The 18,503-nt window shown below is 64.0% G+C and carries 17 protein-coding genes; 16 read left to right on the top strand and 1 reads right to left on the bottom strand.

What is annotated here, in order from left to right:
* Position 1 precedes the first annotated feature (1 nt).
* The 8 genes from rimP to HMPREF3166_RS03275 all read left to right on the top strand — a co-directional run bounded on the left by rimP (position 2) and on the right by HMPREF3166_RS03275 (position 8,271).
* Positions 2 to 577, top strand: a complete 576-nt coding sequence (rimP, locus tag HMPREF3166_RS03305) for a ribosome maturation factor RimP (protein ID WP_035006012.1) — start codon at positions 2 to 4, stop codon at positions 575 to 577.
* A 9-nt stretch (positions 578 to 586) separates the two neighbouring features.
* Entirely contained in the window at positions 587 to 1,600 is a 1,014-nt protein-coding gene (gene nusA, locus HMPREF3166_RS03300; protein ID WP_035006009.1) for a transcription termination factor NusA, read from the top strand.
* Positions 1,601 to 1,633: 33 nt separating this feature from the next.
* Complete coding sequence (locus HMPREF3166_RS09925) at positions 1,634 to 1,978, top strand: YlxR family protein (protein WP_080722722.1); 345 nt, start codon at positions 1,634 to 1,636, stop codon at positions 1,976 to 1,978.
* A 140-nt stretch (positions 1,979 to 2,118) separates the two neighbouring features.
* On the top strand, positions 2,119 to 4,878 hold the full coding sequence (gene infB / locus HMPREF3166_RS03295) for a translation initiation factor IF-2 (RefSeq protein ID WP_070487641.1): 2,760 nt from the start codon (positions 2,119 to 2,121) through the stop codon (positions 4,876 to 4,878).
* A gap of 52 nt (positions 4,879 to 4,930) precedes the next feature.
* On the top strand, positions 4,931 to 5,356 hold the full coding sequence (gene rbfA, locus HMPREF3166_RS03290; protein ID WP_034986324.1) for a 30S ribosome-binding factor RbfA: 426 nt from the start codon (positions 4,931 to 4,933) through the stop codon (positions 5,354 to 5,356).
* Positions 5,356 to 6,669 (top strand): MATE family efflux transporter, encoded by a 1,314-nt coding sequence (locus HMPREF3166_RS03285; RefSeq protein WP_049050471.1) that lies wholly within the window; start codon positions 5,356 to 5,358, stop codon positions 6,667 to 6,669. Before rbfA ends, HMPREF3166_RS03285 begins: the two co-directional genes overlap by 1 nt.
* A 52-nt stretch (positions 6,670 to 6,721) precedes the next feature.
* Complete coding sequence (locus HMPREF3166_RS03280; protein WP_070487639.1) at positions 6,722 to 7,543, top strand: metallophosphoesterase family protein; 822 nt, start codon at positions 6,722 to 6,724, stop codon at positions 7,541 to 7,543.
* Positions 7,540 to 8,271: a 4'-phosphopantetheinyl transferase family protein gene (locus HMPREF3166_RS03275; protein ID WP_035005997.1), complete on the top strand. Its 732-nt coding sequence runs from the start codon at positions 7,540 to 7,542 to the stop codon at positions 8,269 to 8,271. The genes HMPREF3166_RS03280 and HMPREF3166_RS03275 overlap by 4 nt, the downstream gene beginning before the upstream one ends.
* On the opposite strand, the gene truB is transcribed toward HMPREF3166_RS03275, so the two are convergent.
* Positions 8,268 to 9,194 carry a tRNA pseudouridine(55) synthase TruB gene (gene truB / locus HMPREF3166_RS03270; protein WP_070487637.1) on the bottom strand — a complete coding sequence of 309 codons (927 nt, stop codon included), beginning with the start codon at positions 9,192 to 9,194 and terminating at the stop codon, positions 8,268 to 8,270. The genes HMPREF3166_RS03275 and truB overlap by 4 nt on opposite strands.
* Before the next feature lie 30 nt (positions 9,195 to 9,224).
* On the opposite strand from truB, the gene HMPREF3166_RS03265 reads away from it, so the two are divergent.
* The 8 genes from HMPREF3166_RS03265 (at position 9,225) to HMPREF3166_RS03230 (ending at position 18,491) form a co-directional block, all read left to right on the top strand.
* On the top strand, positions 9,225 to 10,205 hold the full coding sequence (locus HMPREF3166_RS03265) for a bifunctional riboflavin kinase/FAD synthetase (RefSeq protein ID WP_210383907.1): 981 nt from the start codon (positions 9,225 to 9,227) through the stop codon (positions 10,203 to 10,205).
* A gap of 119 nt (positions 10,206 to 10,324) precedes the next feature.
* Complete coding sequence (rpsO, locus tag HMPREF3166_RS03260; RefSeq protein WP_005295163.1) at positions 10,325 to 10,594, top strand: 30S ribosomal protein S15; 270 nt, start codon at positions 10,325 to 10,327, stop codon at positions 10,592 to 10,594.
* Between the two features lie 216 nt (positions 10,595 to 10,810).
* On the top strand, positions 10,811 to 13,105 hold the full coding sequence (locus HMPREF3166_RS03255) for a polyribonucleotide nucleotidyltransferase (protein WP_070487633.1): 2,295 nt from the start codon (positions 10,811 to 10,813) through the stop codon (positions 13,103 to 13,105).
* 46 nt (positions 13,106 to 13,151) lie between these two features.
* On the top strand, positions 13,152 to 13,925 hold the full coding sequence (gene dapB, locus HMPREF3166_RS03250) for a 4-hydroxy-tetrahydrodipicolinate reductase (RefSeq protein WP_070487631.1): 774 nt from the start codon (positions 13,152 to 13,154) through the stop codon (positions 13,923 to 13,925).
* Between the two features lie 3 nt (positions 13,926 to 13,928).
* The gene (gene thyX, locus HMPREF3166_RS03245; RefSeq protein ID WP_070487629.1) at positions 13,929 to 14,681 is read left to right on the top strand and encodes an FAD-dependent thymidylate synthase; all 753 of its coding nucleotides are present in this window, start codon (positions 13,929 to 13,931) and stop codon (positions 14,679 to 14,681) included.
* 92 nt (positions 14,682 to 14,773) lie between these two features.
* The gene (gene dapA / locus HMPREF3166_RS03240) at positions 14,774 to 15,676 is read left to right on the top strand and encodes a 4-hydroxy-tetrahydrodipicolinate synthase (RefSeq protein WP_070487627.1); all 903 of its coding nucleotides are present in this window, start codon (positions 14,774 to 14,776) and stop codon (positions 15,674 to 15,676) included.
* Positions 15,677 to 15,683: 7 nt separating this feature from the next.
* Complete coding sequence (locus tag HMPREF3166_RS03235; RefSeq protein ID WP_070487625.1) at positions 15,684 to 17,819, top strand: ribonuclease J; 2,136 nt, start codon at positions 15,684 to 15,686, stop codon at positions 17,817 to 17,819.
* Between the two features lie 27 nt (positions 17,820 to 17,846).
* The gene (locus HMPREF3166_RS03230) at positions 17,847 to 18,491 is read left to right on the top strand and encodes a TIGR03085 family metal-binding protein (RefSeq protein WP_035003695.1); all 645 of its coding nucleotides are present in this window, start codon (positions 17,847 to 17,849) and stop codon (positions 18,489 to 18,491) included.
* Positions 18,492 to 18,503 lie beyond the last annotated feature (12 nt).

Here is an 18,503-nt window from a genome sequence, read left to right as displayed (position 1 = left end):
CATGGTCATGGCATTTCCAAACAAGGAGCAGCTCGAAGACTCGCTGCGCGGATTGGTAAAAGAGTTCGGACTGGTGATCGAGGACATCAAGATCACGAAGGCCGGAGCGAAGTCCGCCATTCGGATCGCAGTGGATACCGCCGACCCCCGCGCCGAGCGCCCGGATCTGGACCAGTTGGAAGAACTGAGCCGCGAGGTATCGAAGCACTTGGATGACGCCGAGGCGGCGGGGGAGATGAGCTTTGGGGCCGGATACACCCTGGAGTTGACGACGCCTGGCGTCGATTTCCCTCTTCTGGAGCAACGCCACTGGGTGCGCAACATCGGGCGCCTCGTGCGGCTGGCCGACGGGGTGGAGCGCATCGCGCAGGTAGACGGCGACGATGTCGTTTTGATCACACCAGATAAGAAACAGCCCAGCGTGCGCCGCGTGCGATTCGCAGATGTAGCTGGTGCGGTGGTAGAAGTGGAATTCTCACAGGCACCCGCCGCCGAGGTCGATCTTGTCGGATTGGCTATTGACGCCTACGGGTTGCCCCGTGCAGAAGATCAGCAGGATAGTCCGGCGGAAGACTAGGAGTAACAAGTGAATATTGATATGGCCGCGCTGCGTGCAGTCGAAAAGCAGGAGTCGGTGGATTTCGACGACCTGCTGGAAGGGGTTAAGCGGGGGCTGCGGGAGGCGTACCGGGCGAAAAGCCACTTCACCGGTCCGGTCGATGTGGACATCGACCCGATTAGTGGCGAGGTGACCATCTACCAGGTGGAAAAGGACGAAGAGGGGAACGTCACCGGGCGCATCGACGACACTCCGAAAAATTTTGGTCGCGACGGCGCGCTGGCTGTGCGTGAAGCCATTCGCTTCCGCATCAACTTCGCTCGCGTGCAGAACCGCTACGACGAGTACGCCGAGCTGCGCTACCGCGTGGTTTCCGGCGTGGTTTCCGCCGATGCCCGCGCCAACGAGCGCGGTGTGACCATCGTGCACCTGGGCACCGAGGCGAACGGCCAGGACGGGCAGATCCTGCCCGCCGAGCACATCCCCGGCGAGGAGCTGGAGCACGGTATGCGTGTGAAGGCCTTCGTTACGGACGTGATCAACAACGCCAACCGCATGGTGCAGATCAACCTTTCCCGCACGCACCCGGAGCTAGTTAAGGGACTGTTCGCCCTGGAGGTTCCGGAGGTTGCCGACGGTTCCGTCGAGATCGTCTCCGTGGCCCGCGAGGCGGGGCACCGCACCAAGATCGCCGTGCGCTCGACCGTCAAGGGGCTGAACGCCAAGGGCGCCTGCATCGGTCCGCGCGGCCAGCGAGTGTCCAACATCATGCAGGAGCTGGGCGGGGAGAAGATCGACATTATCGACTACTCCGAGGACCCGGCTACTTTCGTCGGCAATGCGCTGTCGCCCTCGAAGGTCGTCAGTGTGAAGGTGACCGACCCGGAGATGCAGATCGCCCGCGCCGTCGTGCCGGACTATCAGCTGAGCCTCGCCATTGGCCGCGAGGGGCAGAATGCCCGTCTGGCCGCACGCCTGACAGGGTGGAAGATCGACATCCGTTCGGAGACGGACGCCGCAGCGGAGGACACGCCCAGTTAACTGTTTCGGGGGCCGGCGCGATACACTGGACTGGTGGTATTCCATGAGTGTCCCACAAGCAAGCACCTTCCGGTGAGGACGTGTATTGCAACGAAGCAGGTGATGGGAATAGATCAGCTGTTGCGTTGCGTTGTGCGGAAAAGCGCGGAAGGAGCCAAGGGTGAACTCCAGGTTGTCCCCGATCCGGGTCGGAAACTTCCCGGGCGAGGCGCATGGATCACCCCCACAGTGGAGGCATGGGAAATCGCCGTGAAACGCAGGGCCTTTGGCCGTGCGTTGAGGGTATCCGCCAACGTGGATGCAGACCCTGTACGTGAATACATCGTCACACTGCCAGTGACAGTGACAAGTAAAGACGAGGAAGTTACGTCGACATGAAGAACAATCAACCCTGATGAGCACGCGATGAAGCAGCATCAGCGATGAGTATCTACAAGTACGGGAGTCGTAAGTAGCCCGGCTGCAGGCGCACCTGCACGCTAGAGCGCACTACGGCTCCGCAAACATGAAGGAGAGTAGTGGCCGGAAAGCTACGCGTACACGAGTTGGCCAAGGAACTCGGAGTGACGAGCAAGGAGTTGCTCGCCACCCTGAAGGAACAAGGCGAGTTCGTTAAGACCGCTTCTTCGACGGTGCAGCCGCCCGTCGTGAAGAAGATGAAGAAGCACTACGGGGTGGGCGAAGAGTCTGCCAAGGAAGGTGCAGCTACCCCGAAGCCCGCAGCAACGCCGGGGCCGAAGCCTGCCGCCAAGGCAGCTCCGAAGGCCGCCGCGAAGCCGGGGCCGAAGCCCGGACCCAAGCCGGGGCCGCAGCCAGTGAAGAACACCAACCCGGTTGCGGGCGCTGGCACCAAGCCCACCTCCTCCGTGAAGCCTGGCGAGAAGCCAGCTCCGAAGCCCGGTGCCAAGCCGGGCCCGAAGCCGGGCGGTGCCAAGCCGGGGCCCAAGCCGGGTCCGAAGCCCGGTGGTGCAAAGCCGGGCCCGAAGCCAGGTGCCAAGCCAGGGCCGAAGCCGGGCGGTCGCGCCCCGCGTGTGGCCAACAACCCGTTTTCCTCCAGCACTCCGGCCGAGCGCCCCGCACCGCGTCCGCGCGGTGGGCAGGCAGGCCCAGGCGACATGCCGCGTCCGGGTAACCGCCCGGGTGGGGCCAAGAAGTCGGGTCCGAAGCCAGGCGCTAAGCAGGGCGGCGGCCGCCGTCCGTCGCCGGCAATGATGCCGAGCCACCCGAACCCGGCCCAGATGCCGTCGAAGTCCGACAACTTCGGCGGTGGCCGTGGTCGCGGTGGACGTCACGGTGGCCCCGGCGGTCCAGGTGGCCCGGGAGGCCCGCGCGGTGGACGCGGTGGGCGTCGTGGCGGCACCGCAGGTGCATTCGGCCGTCCGGGTGGCGCACCGCGTAAGGGGCGCAAGTCGAAGCGTCAGAAGCGCAACGAGTACGAGGCAATGCAGGCGCCGAGCGTCGTTGGCGGCGTGAAGCTGCCTAACGGCAAGGGCGCGAAGATTCGCCTCGCTCGTGGTGCCTCCCTGATGGACTTCGCAGAGAAGATCCAGGCGGATGCGGCAGCACTGGTTCAGGCACTGTTCAACCTGGGCGAGATGGTGACCGCTACTCAGTCGGTCTCCGACGAAACCCTGATGCTGCTCGGCGAGGAAATGGATTACAAGGTCGAGGTCGTCTCCCCCGAGGACGAGGACCGCGAGCTGCTGGAATCCTTCGACCTGCAGTTTGGTGAGGACGAGGGCGAGGACGAAGACCTGGCCCAGCGCCCGCCGGTGGTTACCGTCATGGGTCACGTCGACCACGGTAAGACCCGCCTGCTGGATACGATTCGTAAGGCCAACGTCGGTTCCGGCGAGGCCGGCGGCATCACCCAGCACATCGGTGCTTACCAGGTCTCCGTGAACATGGAGGGCGACGACCGCCTGGTTACCTTCCTGGATACCCCGGGTCACGAGGCGTTCACCGCCATGCGTGCCCGTGGTGCGAAGTCCACCGATATTGCGATCCTGGTGGTCGCCGCGGACGACGGCGTGATGCCGCAGACCGTGGAGGCGATCAACCACGCCAAGGCCGCCGACATTCCGGTCGTGGTTGCGGTGAACAAGATCGATAAGGAAGGCGCCCAGCCGGACAAGATCCGTGGCCAGCTGACCGAGTACGGTCTCATCCCGGAGGAGTACGGTGGCGAGACGATGTTCGTGGACATCTCTGCAAAGCAGGGAACCAACATCGACCAGCTGCTGGAATCCGTCCTGCTGACGGCCGATGCATCGCTGGATCTGCGCGCTAACCCGGATATGGACGCACAGGGTGTCGCCATTGAGGCACACCTCGACCGCGGTCGCGGTCCGGTCGCGACGATCATCGTCCAGCGCGGTACCCTGCGCGTTGGTGACTCCATCGTCGTTGGTGACGCCTACGGCCGCGTGCGCCGCATGATCGACGAGCACGGCAACGACGTCAAGGAAGCCGGCCCGTCCCGCCCGGTCCAGGTTCTGGGTCTGACCAGCGTGTCCGGTGCTGGCGATAACCTGCTGGTTGTCGACGAGGACCGCACCGCCCGCCAGATCGCGGACCGCCGCGACGCCCGCCGTCGTAACGCGCTGGCAGCACGCAGCCGCAAGCGCGTCTCCCTGGAGGATCTGGATGCGGTGTTGAAGGAAACCAACACCCTGAACCTGATCCTGAAGGGCGACAACGCCGGTACGGTCGAGGCCCTGGAAGATGCGCTGCTGAAGATCGAGGTCGACGACGAGGTGGATCTGAACATCATCGACCGCGGTGTTGGTGCTGTGACGGAGACCAACGTCAACCTTGCAGCGGCCTCCGACGCAGTGATCATCGGCTTCAACGTCCGCGCAGAAGGCAAGGCCACCGAGGTGGCCAACGCCGAGGGCGTGGATATCCGCTACTACTCGATCATCTACAAGGCGATCGAGGAGGTAGAGGCAGCGCTGAAGGGCATGCTGAAGCCGATCTACGAGGAGAAGGAGATCGGTACCGCGGAGATCCGCCAGATCTTCAAGGCTTCCTCCGTCGGCCTCATTGCAGGTTGCATGGTGGAGACCGGCAAGGTCCGCCGCAACGCCCAGGCGCGCCTGGTGCGCGACGGCAACGTCGTGGCGGAGAAGGCGACTATCGAGTCGCTGCGCCGCGAGAAGGACGACGTCACCGAGGTCTCCGCAGGTTACGAGTGCGGTATGGTGCTGTCGTACCCTGACATCCAGGTCGACGACATCATCGAGGTATTCGAGCTGGTCGAGGTGCCGCGCACCTAAAAGCCGCGCACCTAAACTGTCTAGTGTCCAAGGTCTTGTAAAGGAGAAGTTAATGGTTGATCACGCGCGTGCTGCGCGCATGGCCAAGCGCATTCAGCAGATTGTTGCCACGGCCATCGAGCGGCAGATCAAGGATCCGCGCCTGGAGTTCGTGACGATCACGGACGCGCGCGTAACCGGCGACCTCCACGACGCGACGGTGTTCTACACCGTGCGCGGTAAGACCGTGGACGCAGAGCCGGATACGGATGCGGCGGAGGCAGCGCTGGCTAAGGCAACGGGACAGTTGCGCAAGATCGTCGGCGATCAGCTGAGCGTGCGCTTCACCCCGACCTTGAGCTTCAGCTTGGACACAGTTCCGGAGGCTTCCGCGCACTTCGAGGAGCTGCTGGCTCGCGCGAAGGCCCAGGACGAGGCTCTGCGTGCGCAGTCCGCGGGCGCCCGCCCGGCGGGCGACGAGGATCCGTACAAGTCGTAGTGACTGCTCCCGCTTCTACCGGCCAGGCCGATGCCCGCACTATCTTGGGGCTGGCCTGGCCGGCTCTCGTTGTATTGGCGGCCACGCCGTTGTACCTGTTGCTGGATACTGCGGTCGTTGGCCGCCTGGGTGCGGCTGATCTGGCCGCGCTGGCTGCGGGCGCGACGGTGTTGGGTACCGTTACTACCCAGCTGACGTTCCTGTCCTATGGCACGACCGCCCGCGCCGCGCGGCACTACGGTGCCGGCCGCCGTTCCGACGCGATCTACGAGGGCGTGCAGGCGACGTGGGTTGCCCTGGCCGTGGGCGCGCTGTTGGCCGGCGTTGTTTTCGCCTTCGCCCCGGCGATCATGGGCTTCTTTTCTAGTGACGCCACCGTCGTCTCCGAGGCCACGAAGTGGATGCGGGTGACGTGCGCGTCGATCATCCCGGCGCTGTGCACCATGGCGGGCAATGGTTGGCTGCGGGGAATGTCCAACACGAAGCTGCCGCTGTGGTTCACACTCGCCGGGGTGATTCCGATGGCGGTAATAGTCCCGCTGGCGGTCAGGCGCTACGGGCTCGTGGGCTCGGCGTACGCCAACGTGCTGGGGGAGGTCATCATCGCCGCCTGCTTCCTCGGGGCGCTGGTCGTGTACTGGCGCGCGGAGGGGGACGGAAAGTCGCTGGCTCCCAACTGGCCGGTGATTAAGTCGCAGCTGGTGATGGGGCGGGACTTGATCCTGCGCAGCCTGAGCTTCCAGGTGGCTTTCATTTCCGCGGCGGTGGTGGCCGGTCGCATGGGGCCGGCTCCGCTGGCTGCCCACCAGGTGCTGCTGCAGCTGTGGAATTTCCTGACGTTGGTGCTGGATTCCGTGGCCATTGCAGCCCAGGCGCTGGTGGGCGCGGCCTTGGGCGCTGGGTCGGCCGCGACGGCACGCAAGGTCGGAGTCTCCGTGCTGCGCTTCTCCGTCGGCGCCAGCCTGGTGCTCGCGGCGGGGCTGGCTGCGGGAGCCCACTTCATCCCGCGCATCTTCACGACGGATGCCGACGTGCTGGCCACGATCGGCGGTCCGTGGTGGCTATTGGTGCTGTTGGTGCTGGCCGGGGGTGTTGTTTTCGCCTTGGATGGAGTGCTGCTCGGGGCGGCGGACGCGGCCTTCCTGCGCACCGCCACCATCGTCTCTGTACTGGCCGGGTTCATCCCGCTGGTGTGGCTTTCCTGGATCTTTGGCTGGGGTTTGGTCGGCATCTGGTGGGGCCTCTTTAGCTTCATTTTGATCCGCCTGGCCTTCGTGACTTGGCGCTTCGCCGGTGATAAGTGGGTTAGCTAGTGTTAAACTTGTTAACCGTTGTGACCTGATTGTGAGAAGGGGGAGCGCCCCGATGTCCCGAACCCTATGGGCCGTCAGCGACCTGCACGTGCGCGCCCCCGGCAACCTGGATCTGGTCCGCGAACACGTCCGGCCTGCTAACGCGGGCGATTGGCTCATCGTCGCCGGGGACATTGCAGAGGATCTGCCCACCATCGAGCGCACCCTGGGGCTGCTGCAGAGCCGCTTCGCCCAGGTCATCTACGCGCCCGGAAACCACGAACTCTATAGCCGCACCAGCGATACCACCCAAGGTCGGGCGAAGTACGACGCAGTCATCGCGGTCGCCCAGCGCCTCGGGGTGCTCACCCCGGAGGATCCCTTCCCGATGTTCGCGGGGCATACTGTGGTGCCGCTGTTTACTCTTTACGATCACTCGTGGCGCGACCCTTCTATGACGCCCACTGAAGCGCTGGCGGCAGCCCGCGACAAAGGCATCGTGTTGATGGACGACCTGGCGATTGCGCCGTATGAGGACGTGATTCTGTGGTGCCGGGAGCGGCTGCGCTACTCGGTGCGCCGGCTGGCGAATGTGGAGGGACCGACCATTCTGGTCAACCACTGGCCGCTGGCGCGGGAGGCGATGGCTAACGTCCGGCATCAGGAGATCGGCCTGTGGTCGGGAACGCGGCACACGCAGGAGTGGCCGGAGCGCTACCGAGCGCGCGCGGTGATTTATGGCCATTTACATATTCCGGTAGAATTTTCGCTCGGAAATGTAACGCATGCGGAGGTCTCCCTCGGTTATCCGAGGGAACGGAAGATCAGCCTTCCGCCCCGCTTGGAGAAAAATTTGTGGCCCTACCCAGTACTCGTCGAGGAGGTGACAGCATGAGGCACAACGGAACACTCGCAACGGCGCCAGGGGATCTGGCGATCGTGGAGACTTTCGGCGCGCAGCAGCCGACCATTCCGCGCGGATTGCTGCCCCAGGGTACGGCCTGCGCAGAGCTGCACAGCGTGCGGGGGGATCTGAGCCAGTTCGACGCCCTCCCGGCGGAGGAGCAGGCGCTGGTGGAAGGGGCAGTGGACCGGCGCAAGGCCGACTTCGGCGATTCGCGCTGGTGCGCACACCAGGCGCTGAAGAACTTCATGGACGCGCACCCGCCCATCCTGCGCGGACCGCGCGGGATGCCGCTGTTCCCGCAGGGAATCTCCGGATCGCTGACCCACACCGACGGCTTCCGCGCGGCCCTGCTGGCGCCATCCGAGCGCTGGGCTTCCGTGGGCATCGACGTGGAGGTGGCTCGCCCGCTGCCGGAGGGCGTATTCAACACGATCGCCAACCTGGGCGAGCAGCGCCGCATCCACAAGACGATGCGCTCCGAGGACATGCAGCTGCTGGATACCGTGCTGTTCAGCGCGAAGGAAGCCACCTACAAGACGTGGTTCCCTCTCACGCACCGCTTCCTGGACTTCGATCAGGCCGACATTGACCTGCGCCCCGACGGCACGTTTACCTCATACCTGCTGGCGCGCCCGGTGCCGGTGCCGTTCATTCAGGGGCGGTGGACCATCCGCAACGGCTATGTGATCACCGCCGCGGCCGTTCCGGCTCGCTAGTCCATTCCCGCCGGGCGGGCGACGAACACACTGGAAGCGCGTTTTCCCTTCTCCTCGATCAGCGCGATGGCCTGCCCGGAGGGAGTGACCGCGGCGCGCACACCCTGGTTGCCAACGGGGTCCAGCCATTTGCCGAGGGAGAGGTCTACGCCCTCCGACTCGCTGATCTCGCGGGTCTCGAAGCAGCGCACCATCGCCTCGTCCAAGGTGAGCGTCAGGCTCGGATGCTCCTCGAGCTGCTCCAGCGTGCGTGCTTCGGAGACGTCGAAGGGGCCCACCGAAGTGCGACGGAGCTGTGTCAGGTGTCCGCCCACACCCAGAGCCTCGCCGACGTCCCGGGCAATCGCCCGGATGTAGGTACCACTAGAACAGTGCACGGAGATGCGGGCGTCGATGCACGAGGTGGCGTCATCCACAACAACATCGAGCACCTCCAGAGAAAAGATTGTGACGGGGCGCTCGGGCAGCACAACGTCGTGGCCCTCGCGGACGAGCTCGTGGGCGCGTTTGCCGTCAATCTTGATGGAGGAAACCGAGGTCGGGCGCTGCATGATGTCGCCCCGCTGAGTAGCGAAAGCCTCGCGGACCTGCTGTTCGGTAAGCGCCTGCAGGTCTTGGGCAGAGGCGGTGGAGACCACGTCGCCCTGTGCATCGTCGGTGTGGGTGGCGGAGCCCAAACGAACGGTGGCCTCGTAGCGCTTGTCGTGCGCGACGACGTGGGCCAGGAACTTTGTTCCTCTTTCGACGCCCACAACCAGCAGCCCGGTGGCCATCGGATCGAGGGTGCCCGAATGGCCGACCCGGCGCGTACCCATGATCCGGCGCAGTTTGGCCACCATGTCGTGCGAGGTGGGGCCGGAGGGCTTGTCCACGAGGACTACCCCGGAGCGGTTCAGTACGGAACGGGCACTGCGTTGGTTCATACCCACAGACTATCGACTAGCATGCAACGTGTGAGTATCTGGTACGGACTGGACAGAATTCCCGAGCACCTGGCAGCCGGCGGCACCGTCGTGACCATCGGCGTGTTCGACGGCGTGCACCGCGGGCACCAAGAACTGCTGCAGCGGGCGGTGGAGCTGGCGCGCGAACGGGGCGTGCCGAGTGTGATGTTCACCTTCGACCCGCACCCGACCGTCGTCTTTAAGCCGGAGGCGGTGCCGCCGCTGCTGTCGAGCGTGCGCCGTCGCGCGGAGCTGGCGCACGAGTACGGCATTGACCACGTGGTGGTCGTTTCCTTTACCAAGGAGATCGCCAGCTGGTCGCCGGAGGAATACGTGGACCAGGTGCTGGTCAAGATGCTGAATGCCAAGGCCGTGGTGGTGGGGGATAACTTCACCTTCGGCCACAAGGCGGCGGGCACGCCCGAGACGCTGCGCGAGTTGGGCGAGGCGCGTGGCATGCGGGTGGACGTACTGGAGCTGCTGGAAGACGGCGACCACGTGGTCTGCTCTACGTGGATCCGCCGGGCCCTGGCCGAGGGCAACGTGGACGGCGCGAACGAGGCGCTGGGTCGGCACTTCCGAGTAGCCGGGGAAGTAACCCACGGTGCTGGCCGCGGCGGCAGGGCGCTGGGATTCCCCACGGCCAACCTGTACTTCGCCGAGAAGTTCGCACTGCCCGCTGACGGCGTTTACGCAGGCTACGTGACGATCCTGCCCGGGCACGGGATTTCCGCCGGGGCGACCATCGGAACCATGCCGGTGGGCGAGCGGCTGCCGGCCGCGATCTCCGTCGGCACCAACCCCACCTTCGGCCACGAGCCGCGCAGCGTGGAGAGCTTCATCCTGGATCACGACGCCGACCTATACGGCCTGGATATCGCCGTGGAGTTCGTACACCACCTGCGGGGAATGGAAACGTACAACTCGCTAGACGAGCTGATCGAGGCCATCGGCCGGGATGTCACCGAAACTCGCAAGGCGCTGGGCTAAGCGTTTTGGGAACAGGGGCGTGGGCGTGCTAAACTCCCCAGGTCTAGCGACTGTGGTCTGCGGTAGTCGCTGGTTAAACCTTTCGCGCGGACTGAAATAACTATCAAGGAGATTCATCCATGGCACTGTCCAAGGAACAGAAGACCGAGACTCTCAAGGAGTTCGGCCTGCACGAGACCGACACGGGCTCCCCGGAGGCTCAGATCGCACTGCTGACCGTTCGCATCCGTCAGCTGACCGAGCACCTGAAGTACCACAAGCACGACCACCACTCCCGCCGCGGCCTGCTGCTGCTGGTTGGTCGCCGCAAGGGCCTGCTGAAGTACCTGGCCGAGAACAACGTCGACCGCTACCGCTCCCTGATCGAGCGCCTGGGTCTGCGTCGCTAAAGCTTTAAAGCAAACGCTCGCCACCTCTCAAAAGACGAGGTGGCGGGCGTTTGTGCTATTTCGTGCTAGTCTTGATGCCGGTTAAAACCTAAAAGCCAATCGAATAGTTCAAGAAAATTCCACGTCGGTGGCGTCGGCACCGAAGACCAGACGAACAGGCAACCGCCGTGGAGTGCAACGCAAGGTAACGCAGAAAGGCGATTGCGAAACTCCATTATGAGTACGAAGAAGCAGAACATCCAAGCAGAGCTCGTTGACCCGGATGCCGGTGTGTGGGAAGTAGAGGCCACCATTGATAACGGCGACTTCGGCACCCGCAGCATCCGCTTTGAAACCGGGCTGCTGGCCCGCCAGGCCGATGGGGCAGTGACGGCCTACCTGGACGAGGACACGATGCTGCTGTCCACCACCGCCGCCTCCCGCCAGCCGCGTGAGGGCATCGATTTCTTCCCGCTGACCGTGGACGTCGAAGAGCGCATGTACTCCGTCGGTCGCATCCCGGGGAGCTTCTTCCGCCGCGAAGGCCGCCCGGGTACGGATGCGATCCTGGCCGCCCGCCTGATTGACCGTCCGCTGCGCCCCACCTTCGTGCGCGGCCTGCGCAACGAGGTGCAGGTCATCGTGACCGTCCTGTCGATGGATCCGAAGGATCGCTACGACGTGCTGGCCATCAATGGCGCTTCCGCTTCCACTCAGCTGTCCGGACTGCCGGTTTCCGGCCCGGTGGGCGGCGTGCGCATGGCACTTGTTGTGGACGCCGACCACCCGGAGGGTCAGTGGGTCGCTTTCCCGACGCGCGAGCAGGAAGAAAAGGCCATCTTTGAGCTGGTCGTGGCCGGTCGCGTGACCGAGCCGGTAAAGCCCGCCCGTGGCCGTGGTCGCGGTCGTGGCAAGGGTGCGGGCAGCGGCGAGCCGAACGTTGCCGTCATGATGGTTGAGGCGGGCGCTACCGACACCGTCGTCGAGCGCATCGCCGAGGGCGCACCGGCGCCGACCGAAGAGGTTGTGGCGCAGGGTATCGAGGCCGCAAAGCCGTTCATCGCCACGCTCTGTGAGGCGCAGGACGCTCTGGCCAAGGCTGTGGACGCCGAGACGCGCGAATTCGAGCTGTTCCCGCCCTATGGCGAGGACGTTTTCGCCTCTGTCCAGGCGGAAGCACTGGATGCGCTAGAAGACATCATGGCGATCGCCGACAAGCAGGAGCGCGACGAGGCACTCGCCGCGAACATGCAGGCCAACGTTGACGATCTGCTACCGGAGTTCCCAGAGCGCGAGGCGGAGATCCGCGCGGCACACAATGAGGTCACCAAGAATGTGGTGCGCCGCCGCATCCTGGAGGACGGCTTCCGCATCGATGGCCGCGACAGCACCACGATCCGCGACCTGGGCATCGTCGTCCAGCTGCTGCCGCGTGCGCACGGCTCCGCCCTGTTCGAGCGCGGCGAGACCCAGATCCTGGGTGTGACCACGCTGGACATGCTGAAGATGGAACAGCAGATCGACTCGCTGGGGCCGGAGACCACGAAGCGCTATATCCACCACTACAACTTCCCGCCGTATTCCACCGGCGAGACCGGTCGCGTGGGCTCCCCGAAGCGCCGCGAGATCGGCCACGGTGCTCTCGCGGAGCGCGCATTGACGCCCGTGATCCCCAGCCGCGATGACTTCCCGTACACCATTCGCCAGGTCTCTGAGGCTCTGGGGTCCAACGGCTCGACCTCCATGGGTTCTGTGTGCGCCTCGACCCTGAGCCTGTACAACGCCGGTGTGCCGCTGAAGGCACCGGTGGCGGGCATTGCAATGGGTCTGGTGACCGGCAAGGTTGGCAAGGCCGGCGAGGACAAGTACGTCACGCTGACCGACATCCTGGGCGCCGAGGATGCCTTCGGTGACATGGACTTCAAGGTCGCGGGTACTCCCGACTTCGTGACCGCGCTGCAGCTGGATACCAAGCTCGACGGCATCCCGTCGGACGTGCTGGCCGAGGCGCTGCAGCAGGCGCGCACCGCACGCCTGGAGATCCTGCAGCTGATGGACGAGGCCATTGACTCTCCGGATGACATGAGCGACCTGGCCCCGCAGATCACCAGCATTAACATCCCGCAAAACAAGATCGGTGAGGTCATCGGCCCCAAGGGCAAGACCATCAACCAGATCACGGAGGAGACCGGCGCGAACATCACCATCGAGGACGATGGCACGGTGTTCATCTCCGCCGTCGGAGGCGAGGCTGCGCGCGAGGCGGAGGAGAAGATCAACGCCATCGCGAATCCGCAGCAGCCGAAGGTGGGCGACCGCTTCCTGGGCACGGTAGTAAAGACCACCGCGTTCGGTGCGTTCGTTTCTCTGCTGCCGGGTAGGGACGGCCTGATCCACATCTCGAACCTGGGCGGCGATCGCCGCATCGAGCGCGTTGAGGACGAGGTCTCGGTGGGCGACAAGCTCGAGGTGGAGATCGCGGACATCGATAACCGCGGCAAGATCTCCCTGGTTCTGGTTGAAGACAACTAACCACTTGCTACGGGCTAATTGAGAGCTATAAAGGAGCGATTGATCTATGACTCGCATTGGTGTTTTGGGTGCCCGCGGGCGTGTTGGCAGCGCCGTTGTAGCCGCCGTTGAGGCTGACGCGAACCACGAGCTGGTGGCCGCCATCGACCACGGTGACGACCTGCAAGCGCTGGTGGATAACAAGGCTGAGGTCGTTGTGGACTTCACCGTTCCGGATGCCGTGATGGGCAACCTGGAGTTTTGCATCAACAACGGCATCCACGCCGTCGTCGGTACCACCGGCTGGACGGAAGAGCGCTTTGAAACCGTTCGCGGTTGGCTGCAGGAATCCCCGGAGACTGGGGTGCTCGTCGCCCCGAACTTCGCCATCTCCGCCGTGCTGACCATGAAGTTTGCGGAGATCGCGGCGCCCTTCTTCGAGTCCGCCGAGGTCGTGGAGCTGCACCACCCGAACAAGGTGGACGCGCCTTCGGGTACTGCGGTGCACACCGCGGAAGGCATCGCGCGCGCTCGTAAGGCAGCCGGTCTGGCCGAGCAGCCCGACGCCACCACGCAGTCCCTGGACGGGGCGCGTGGCGCTGACGTGCAGGGAGTACCGGTGCACGCCGTACGCATGACCGGCATGGTTGCCCACGAGCAGGTCATCTTCGGCACCAAGGGACAGACCTTGACCCTGAAGCAGGATTCCTACGACCGTGAGTCCTTCGTGCCGGGAATCATGATCGGCGTCGAGAAGATCGGTGAGAACCCGGGCCTGACCATCGGTTTGGAGAGGTTCCTGGGACTGGACGGCGATGTCAACGGCGGTGCTAAGGCCTAGTTCATGGCTACTGTTGCACCCCTACAGATCGACCTCGTGGGTCACACCGCCTTTAACTCAGCGCCAGACCTGAACTGGCAAACTGACGTGGATGATAGTGCCGCTTTGGTCGAGTTCGCAGGCAGGGCTTGCTACGAAACGTGGGACAAGCCCAACCCGCACACTGCGACGAATGCGGCGTACGTCCGCCACATCATGGACGTCGGCCACACCACGCTGCTCGAGCACGCCAGTGCCTCGATGTACCTGCGCGGAGTTTCTCGCTCGTGCGGTCACGAGATCATGCGCCACCGGCATTTCAGCTTCAGCCAGCTTTCGCAACGCTACGTACCTGCCGACGAGGCGCGGGTCGTAGTGCCCGAAGCGGTAGCCGGCAATGAGGACTTGAAGAAGCTATTCTTGCAGGCAGCGGATGTGGCCTATGACGCCTACCGGGAGATCCTGGATGGGCTGGGCGAGGACTTCGCTGAGGAGCCAAACGCCGTGTTGCGCACGAAGCAGGCACGGCAGGCGGCTCGAGCGGTGTTGCCGAACTGCATCGAAACTCGCTTTGTCATGACCGGCAACTTCCGCAGCTGGCGACACTTCATCGCCATGCGTGCCGCTGAGCATGCGGATCCGGAGATCCGCCGGATCGCTGTCGCGTGCTTGCGTAAACTGCAGGAAGTAGCGCCGAACGTGTTCGAGGACTTCTCGATCACGCAGTTGCACGATGGCGGGGAAATGGCGACGAGCCCGTACGTCGGTGAATCTTAAGGATGACGGGTCTTAGGGCCATTGAGTACAACCCGCCGAAATCAACACCCAAATACGTGAGTTTCTCGTGAAGGAAGGTAGTCTGGGGAGTCATGAGTACAGGTAACGCAGCAACAAGGGGATCCGCGCACTTCGGAACTATCTCTCTTGCGATGGTGACCCCCTTTAAGAAGGACGGCTCCATCGACTTGGACGCGGGCGTGGCCCTTGCTGGCCACTTCGTGGATGAGGGCTGCGATTCTTTGGTCTTGGCCGGAACTACCGGAGAATCACCCACCACGGGTGCGACCGAGAAGCTTGACCTGCTCAGAGCAGTACGATCCGAGCTCGGCGACCGTGTAAAACTGATCGCCGGAAGCGGATCTTATGACACAGCTGTCACCGTAGAAATGTCTCGCGCATCGCAAGAGGCGGGGGCTGACTCTCTGCTGGTTGTGACTCCTTACTACTCTCGTCCCAGCCAAGAGGGCATCTACCAGCACTTCACGACCGTTGCGGACGCGGTGGATATTCCAGTGTGCGTCTACGACATTCCCTCTCGATCCGTCGTCCCGGTGGAACCGGAGACCCTGCACCGACTGGCCGATCATCCACAGATCGCAGCCGTCAAGGATGCAAAGGGCGACCTGGCCGCCGGCATGGAACTGATTGAGAACACCGACCTGGCTTGGTACTCGGGCGATGACCCGTTGAACCTGCCTTGGTTGGCCGCAGGTGCCACCGGCTTCATCTCTGTGATTGGCCACGTAGCAACGCGACAGCTCAAGCAGATGAGGGATGCGTTCGACGCAGGCGACATCGCCACCGCCCGTAGCATCGCAGTGCAACTGCAGCCGCTACAAAAGGCCCAGGCCCGCCTCGGAGGCGTGACATTCGCGAAGGCAGCGCTAAAGCTAAAGGGGAAGGACGTGGGTGCACCGCGTCTTCCCATTATCGAACCAACAGCCGCTGAGTTGGATCAGCTGGCTCAAGACCTGCAAGCAGCAGGGGTATAGGGAAAATATGACTGAACAACGTTCCCGAGGCCGCAAGGTTACTCGGAAGGCCGCTCCGCCGAGCGCTGAGGCGGAAGCACAATCGGATAACACCGCTGTCTCCAACGCTGAGGCTGCGACGGTTTTCAACGACGGTGGCGTCGCTAAGAACAACGCCAACAACAACTCCGACGGCAACGACAACAACAGCTCTGCCGACAACGGCGGCAACAAGAACAACAACGGTGGCGGTAACCGCAACCGTAACCGTCGTTCCCGTGGCCGTGGCCGCGGCAACGGCAACAACGGCGGCAACAACGGTGGCAACAACGGCGGTAATCGCAACAACAACGGCGGCGGCAAGGGTCGTGGCCGGGGTCGCGGTGGTGACCGTCGCAAGGGCGCACTGAAGGCCATGCAGGGCGCGGACCTGACGCAGCGCCTGCCGAAGCCGCCGAAGCAGCCGAAGGGCAGCCTGCGTATCGTCGCGCTGGGCGGTATCTCCGAGATCGGCCGCAACATGACGGTCTTCGAGTACGAAGGCCGCCTGCTGATCATCGACTGTGGTGTGCTGTTCCCGAGCTCTGGTGAGCCGGGCGTGGATCTGATCCTGCCGGACTTCAGCTACCTGGACGATAAGTGGGACCGCGTGGAAGCGCTGGTCATCACCCACGGCCACGAGGACCACATCGGTGCCATTCCGTGGCTGCTGAAGCAGCGCGCGGATATTCCGATCATCGCCTCCCGCTTTACCTGTGCTCTGATCTCTGCGAAGACTCAGGAGCACCGTCAGCGCCCGAAGCTGATCGAGGTGGACGAGAACTCGCACGAAAGCCGCGGACCTTTCGATCTGCGCTTTTTCGCCGTGAACCACTCCATCCCGGACTGCCTGGGCATCGCCCTGAAGACCGGGGCTGGCCTGCTGGTGCAAACCGGCGATATTAAGCTGGATCAGACCCCGCTGGACGGCCGCCCGACGGATCTGCCGGCGCTGTCTCGTTTCGGCGACGAGGGCGTGGACCTGTTCCTGTGTGACTCCACCAATGCCACCACCCCGGGCGTCTCCGGCTCTGAGGCTGATATCGCGCCGACGCTGAAGCGCCTGGTGCGCGACGCTAAGCAGCGCGTCATCATCGCCTCCTTCGCATCGAACGTCTCCCGCGTGCAGTCGGCTGTGGACGCCGCCGTGGCGGCCAACCGCAAGGTTGCCTTCAACGGCCGTTCCATGATCCGCAATATGGAGATCGCCGAGCGCATGGGCTACCTGAACGTCCCGCGCGGCACCATCGTCTCTATGGACGAGGCCTCCAAGATGGCTCCGCACAAGGTCGTGCTGATTACCACCGGTACACAGGGCGAGCCGATGGCGGCACTGTCGCGCATGGCCCGCCGCGAGCACCGTCAGATCACCGTCCGCGACGGCGACCTGATCATCCTGTCCTCCTCCCTGGTTCCGGGTAACGAGGAAGCAGTGTTCGGCGTGATCAACATGCTGTCCCAGATAGGCGCGACCGTGATCACGGGCCGTGACGCGAAGGTACACACCTCCGGCCACGGCTACGCCGGCGAACTGCTGTTCCTATACAACGCCGCCCGCCCGCGCAACGCGATGCCGGTGCACGGCGAGTGGCGCCACCTGCGCGCCAACAAGGAGCTGGCGATCAGCACCGGTGTGAACCCGAACAACATTCCGCTGGCGCAGAACGGCGTGGTTGTCGACCTGCACAATGGTCACGCGAAGGTGGTCGGCCAGATCACCGTCGGTAACCTGTACGTCGACGGCACCCGTATGGGCGACATCGACAGCGGAGTCCTGGAGGACCGCACCGCGATGTCCGAGGGCGGCCTGATTTCGATCACCACCGTCATCGACAACCGCACCGGCCGTCCGCTGGAGGCCCCGAGCGTGCAGGCCAAGGGCTTCTCCGACGACGCCCGCGACATGCTCAAGGAGATCCAGGAGAAGGTCGACAACGTCATGATCGACCTGGCCGGCGAGGGCGAGAACGATCCCTACCGCATGGCACAGGCCATCCGCCGCAAGGTGGGCAAGCTGATCTCCGACAAGTGGAACCGCAAGCCGATGATCGTGCCTACCGTTGTGCCGATGAGCTCCGAGATCGTCGAGGAACTCGAGGAAGAAGAGGCGCGCGAATCCGTATAGCCTAAGGTTTCGCTACGCTGGGGTGGCATGGAACACAACATGAACACCTCCCAAGCGGAACGCGAAGCCCTGGCGAACCTTCTACAGCAGTCCAGTCCAGACGCACCTACGTTGTGCGCGGGCTGGACTGCTCGCGATTTGGCGGTCCACCTCGTCATCCGCGAGTACCGTCCGGATGCCGCCGCGGGCATGTTCTTCAAGGGCTTGGCCAATCGTCTGGATTCCGTCAGCCACGACTACGAGTCCAAGCCGTACGCAGAGCTGGTGGAGATGTACCGCAACGGCCCGCCGACGTGGAACCCATTGCGACTGGCGGACAAGTACGCCAACCTCGCTGAGAACTTCGTTCACCACGAGGATCTGCGCCGTGGGGGAGGGGAGTACGCTCCCCGCGACCTTCCGCAGTCCGCCCGGGATGACCTGTGGAAGGCGGTGGGGAAGATGGCGAAGTTCTTCCTGCGTTCCTCGAGCATTCACGTGGTGCTGGAGCGTACCGACGCCGCCACGCCGACGGTGGTTCGTGCGGGCGCCGATAGCACCGACGAGGTGCGGGTAAGTGGTGAGGCCGGAGAACTGTTGCTGTGGCTGTATGGCCGTGACGGCGCGGTGGACGTTGTTTTGACACCGGCCGATGAGGGCACGACCGCGCGCATCAAGCGGCACGTGTTCTAGAATTTCTCCCGC

It is taken from the genome of Corynebacterium sp. HMSC08A12 (assembly GCF_001807485.1).
GTDB lineage: Bacteria > Actinomycetota > Actinomycetes > Mycobacteriales > Mycobacteriaceae > Corynebacterium > Corynebacterium evansiae.
This window is presented reverse-complemented; position numbering and strand designations above follow the sequence as displayed.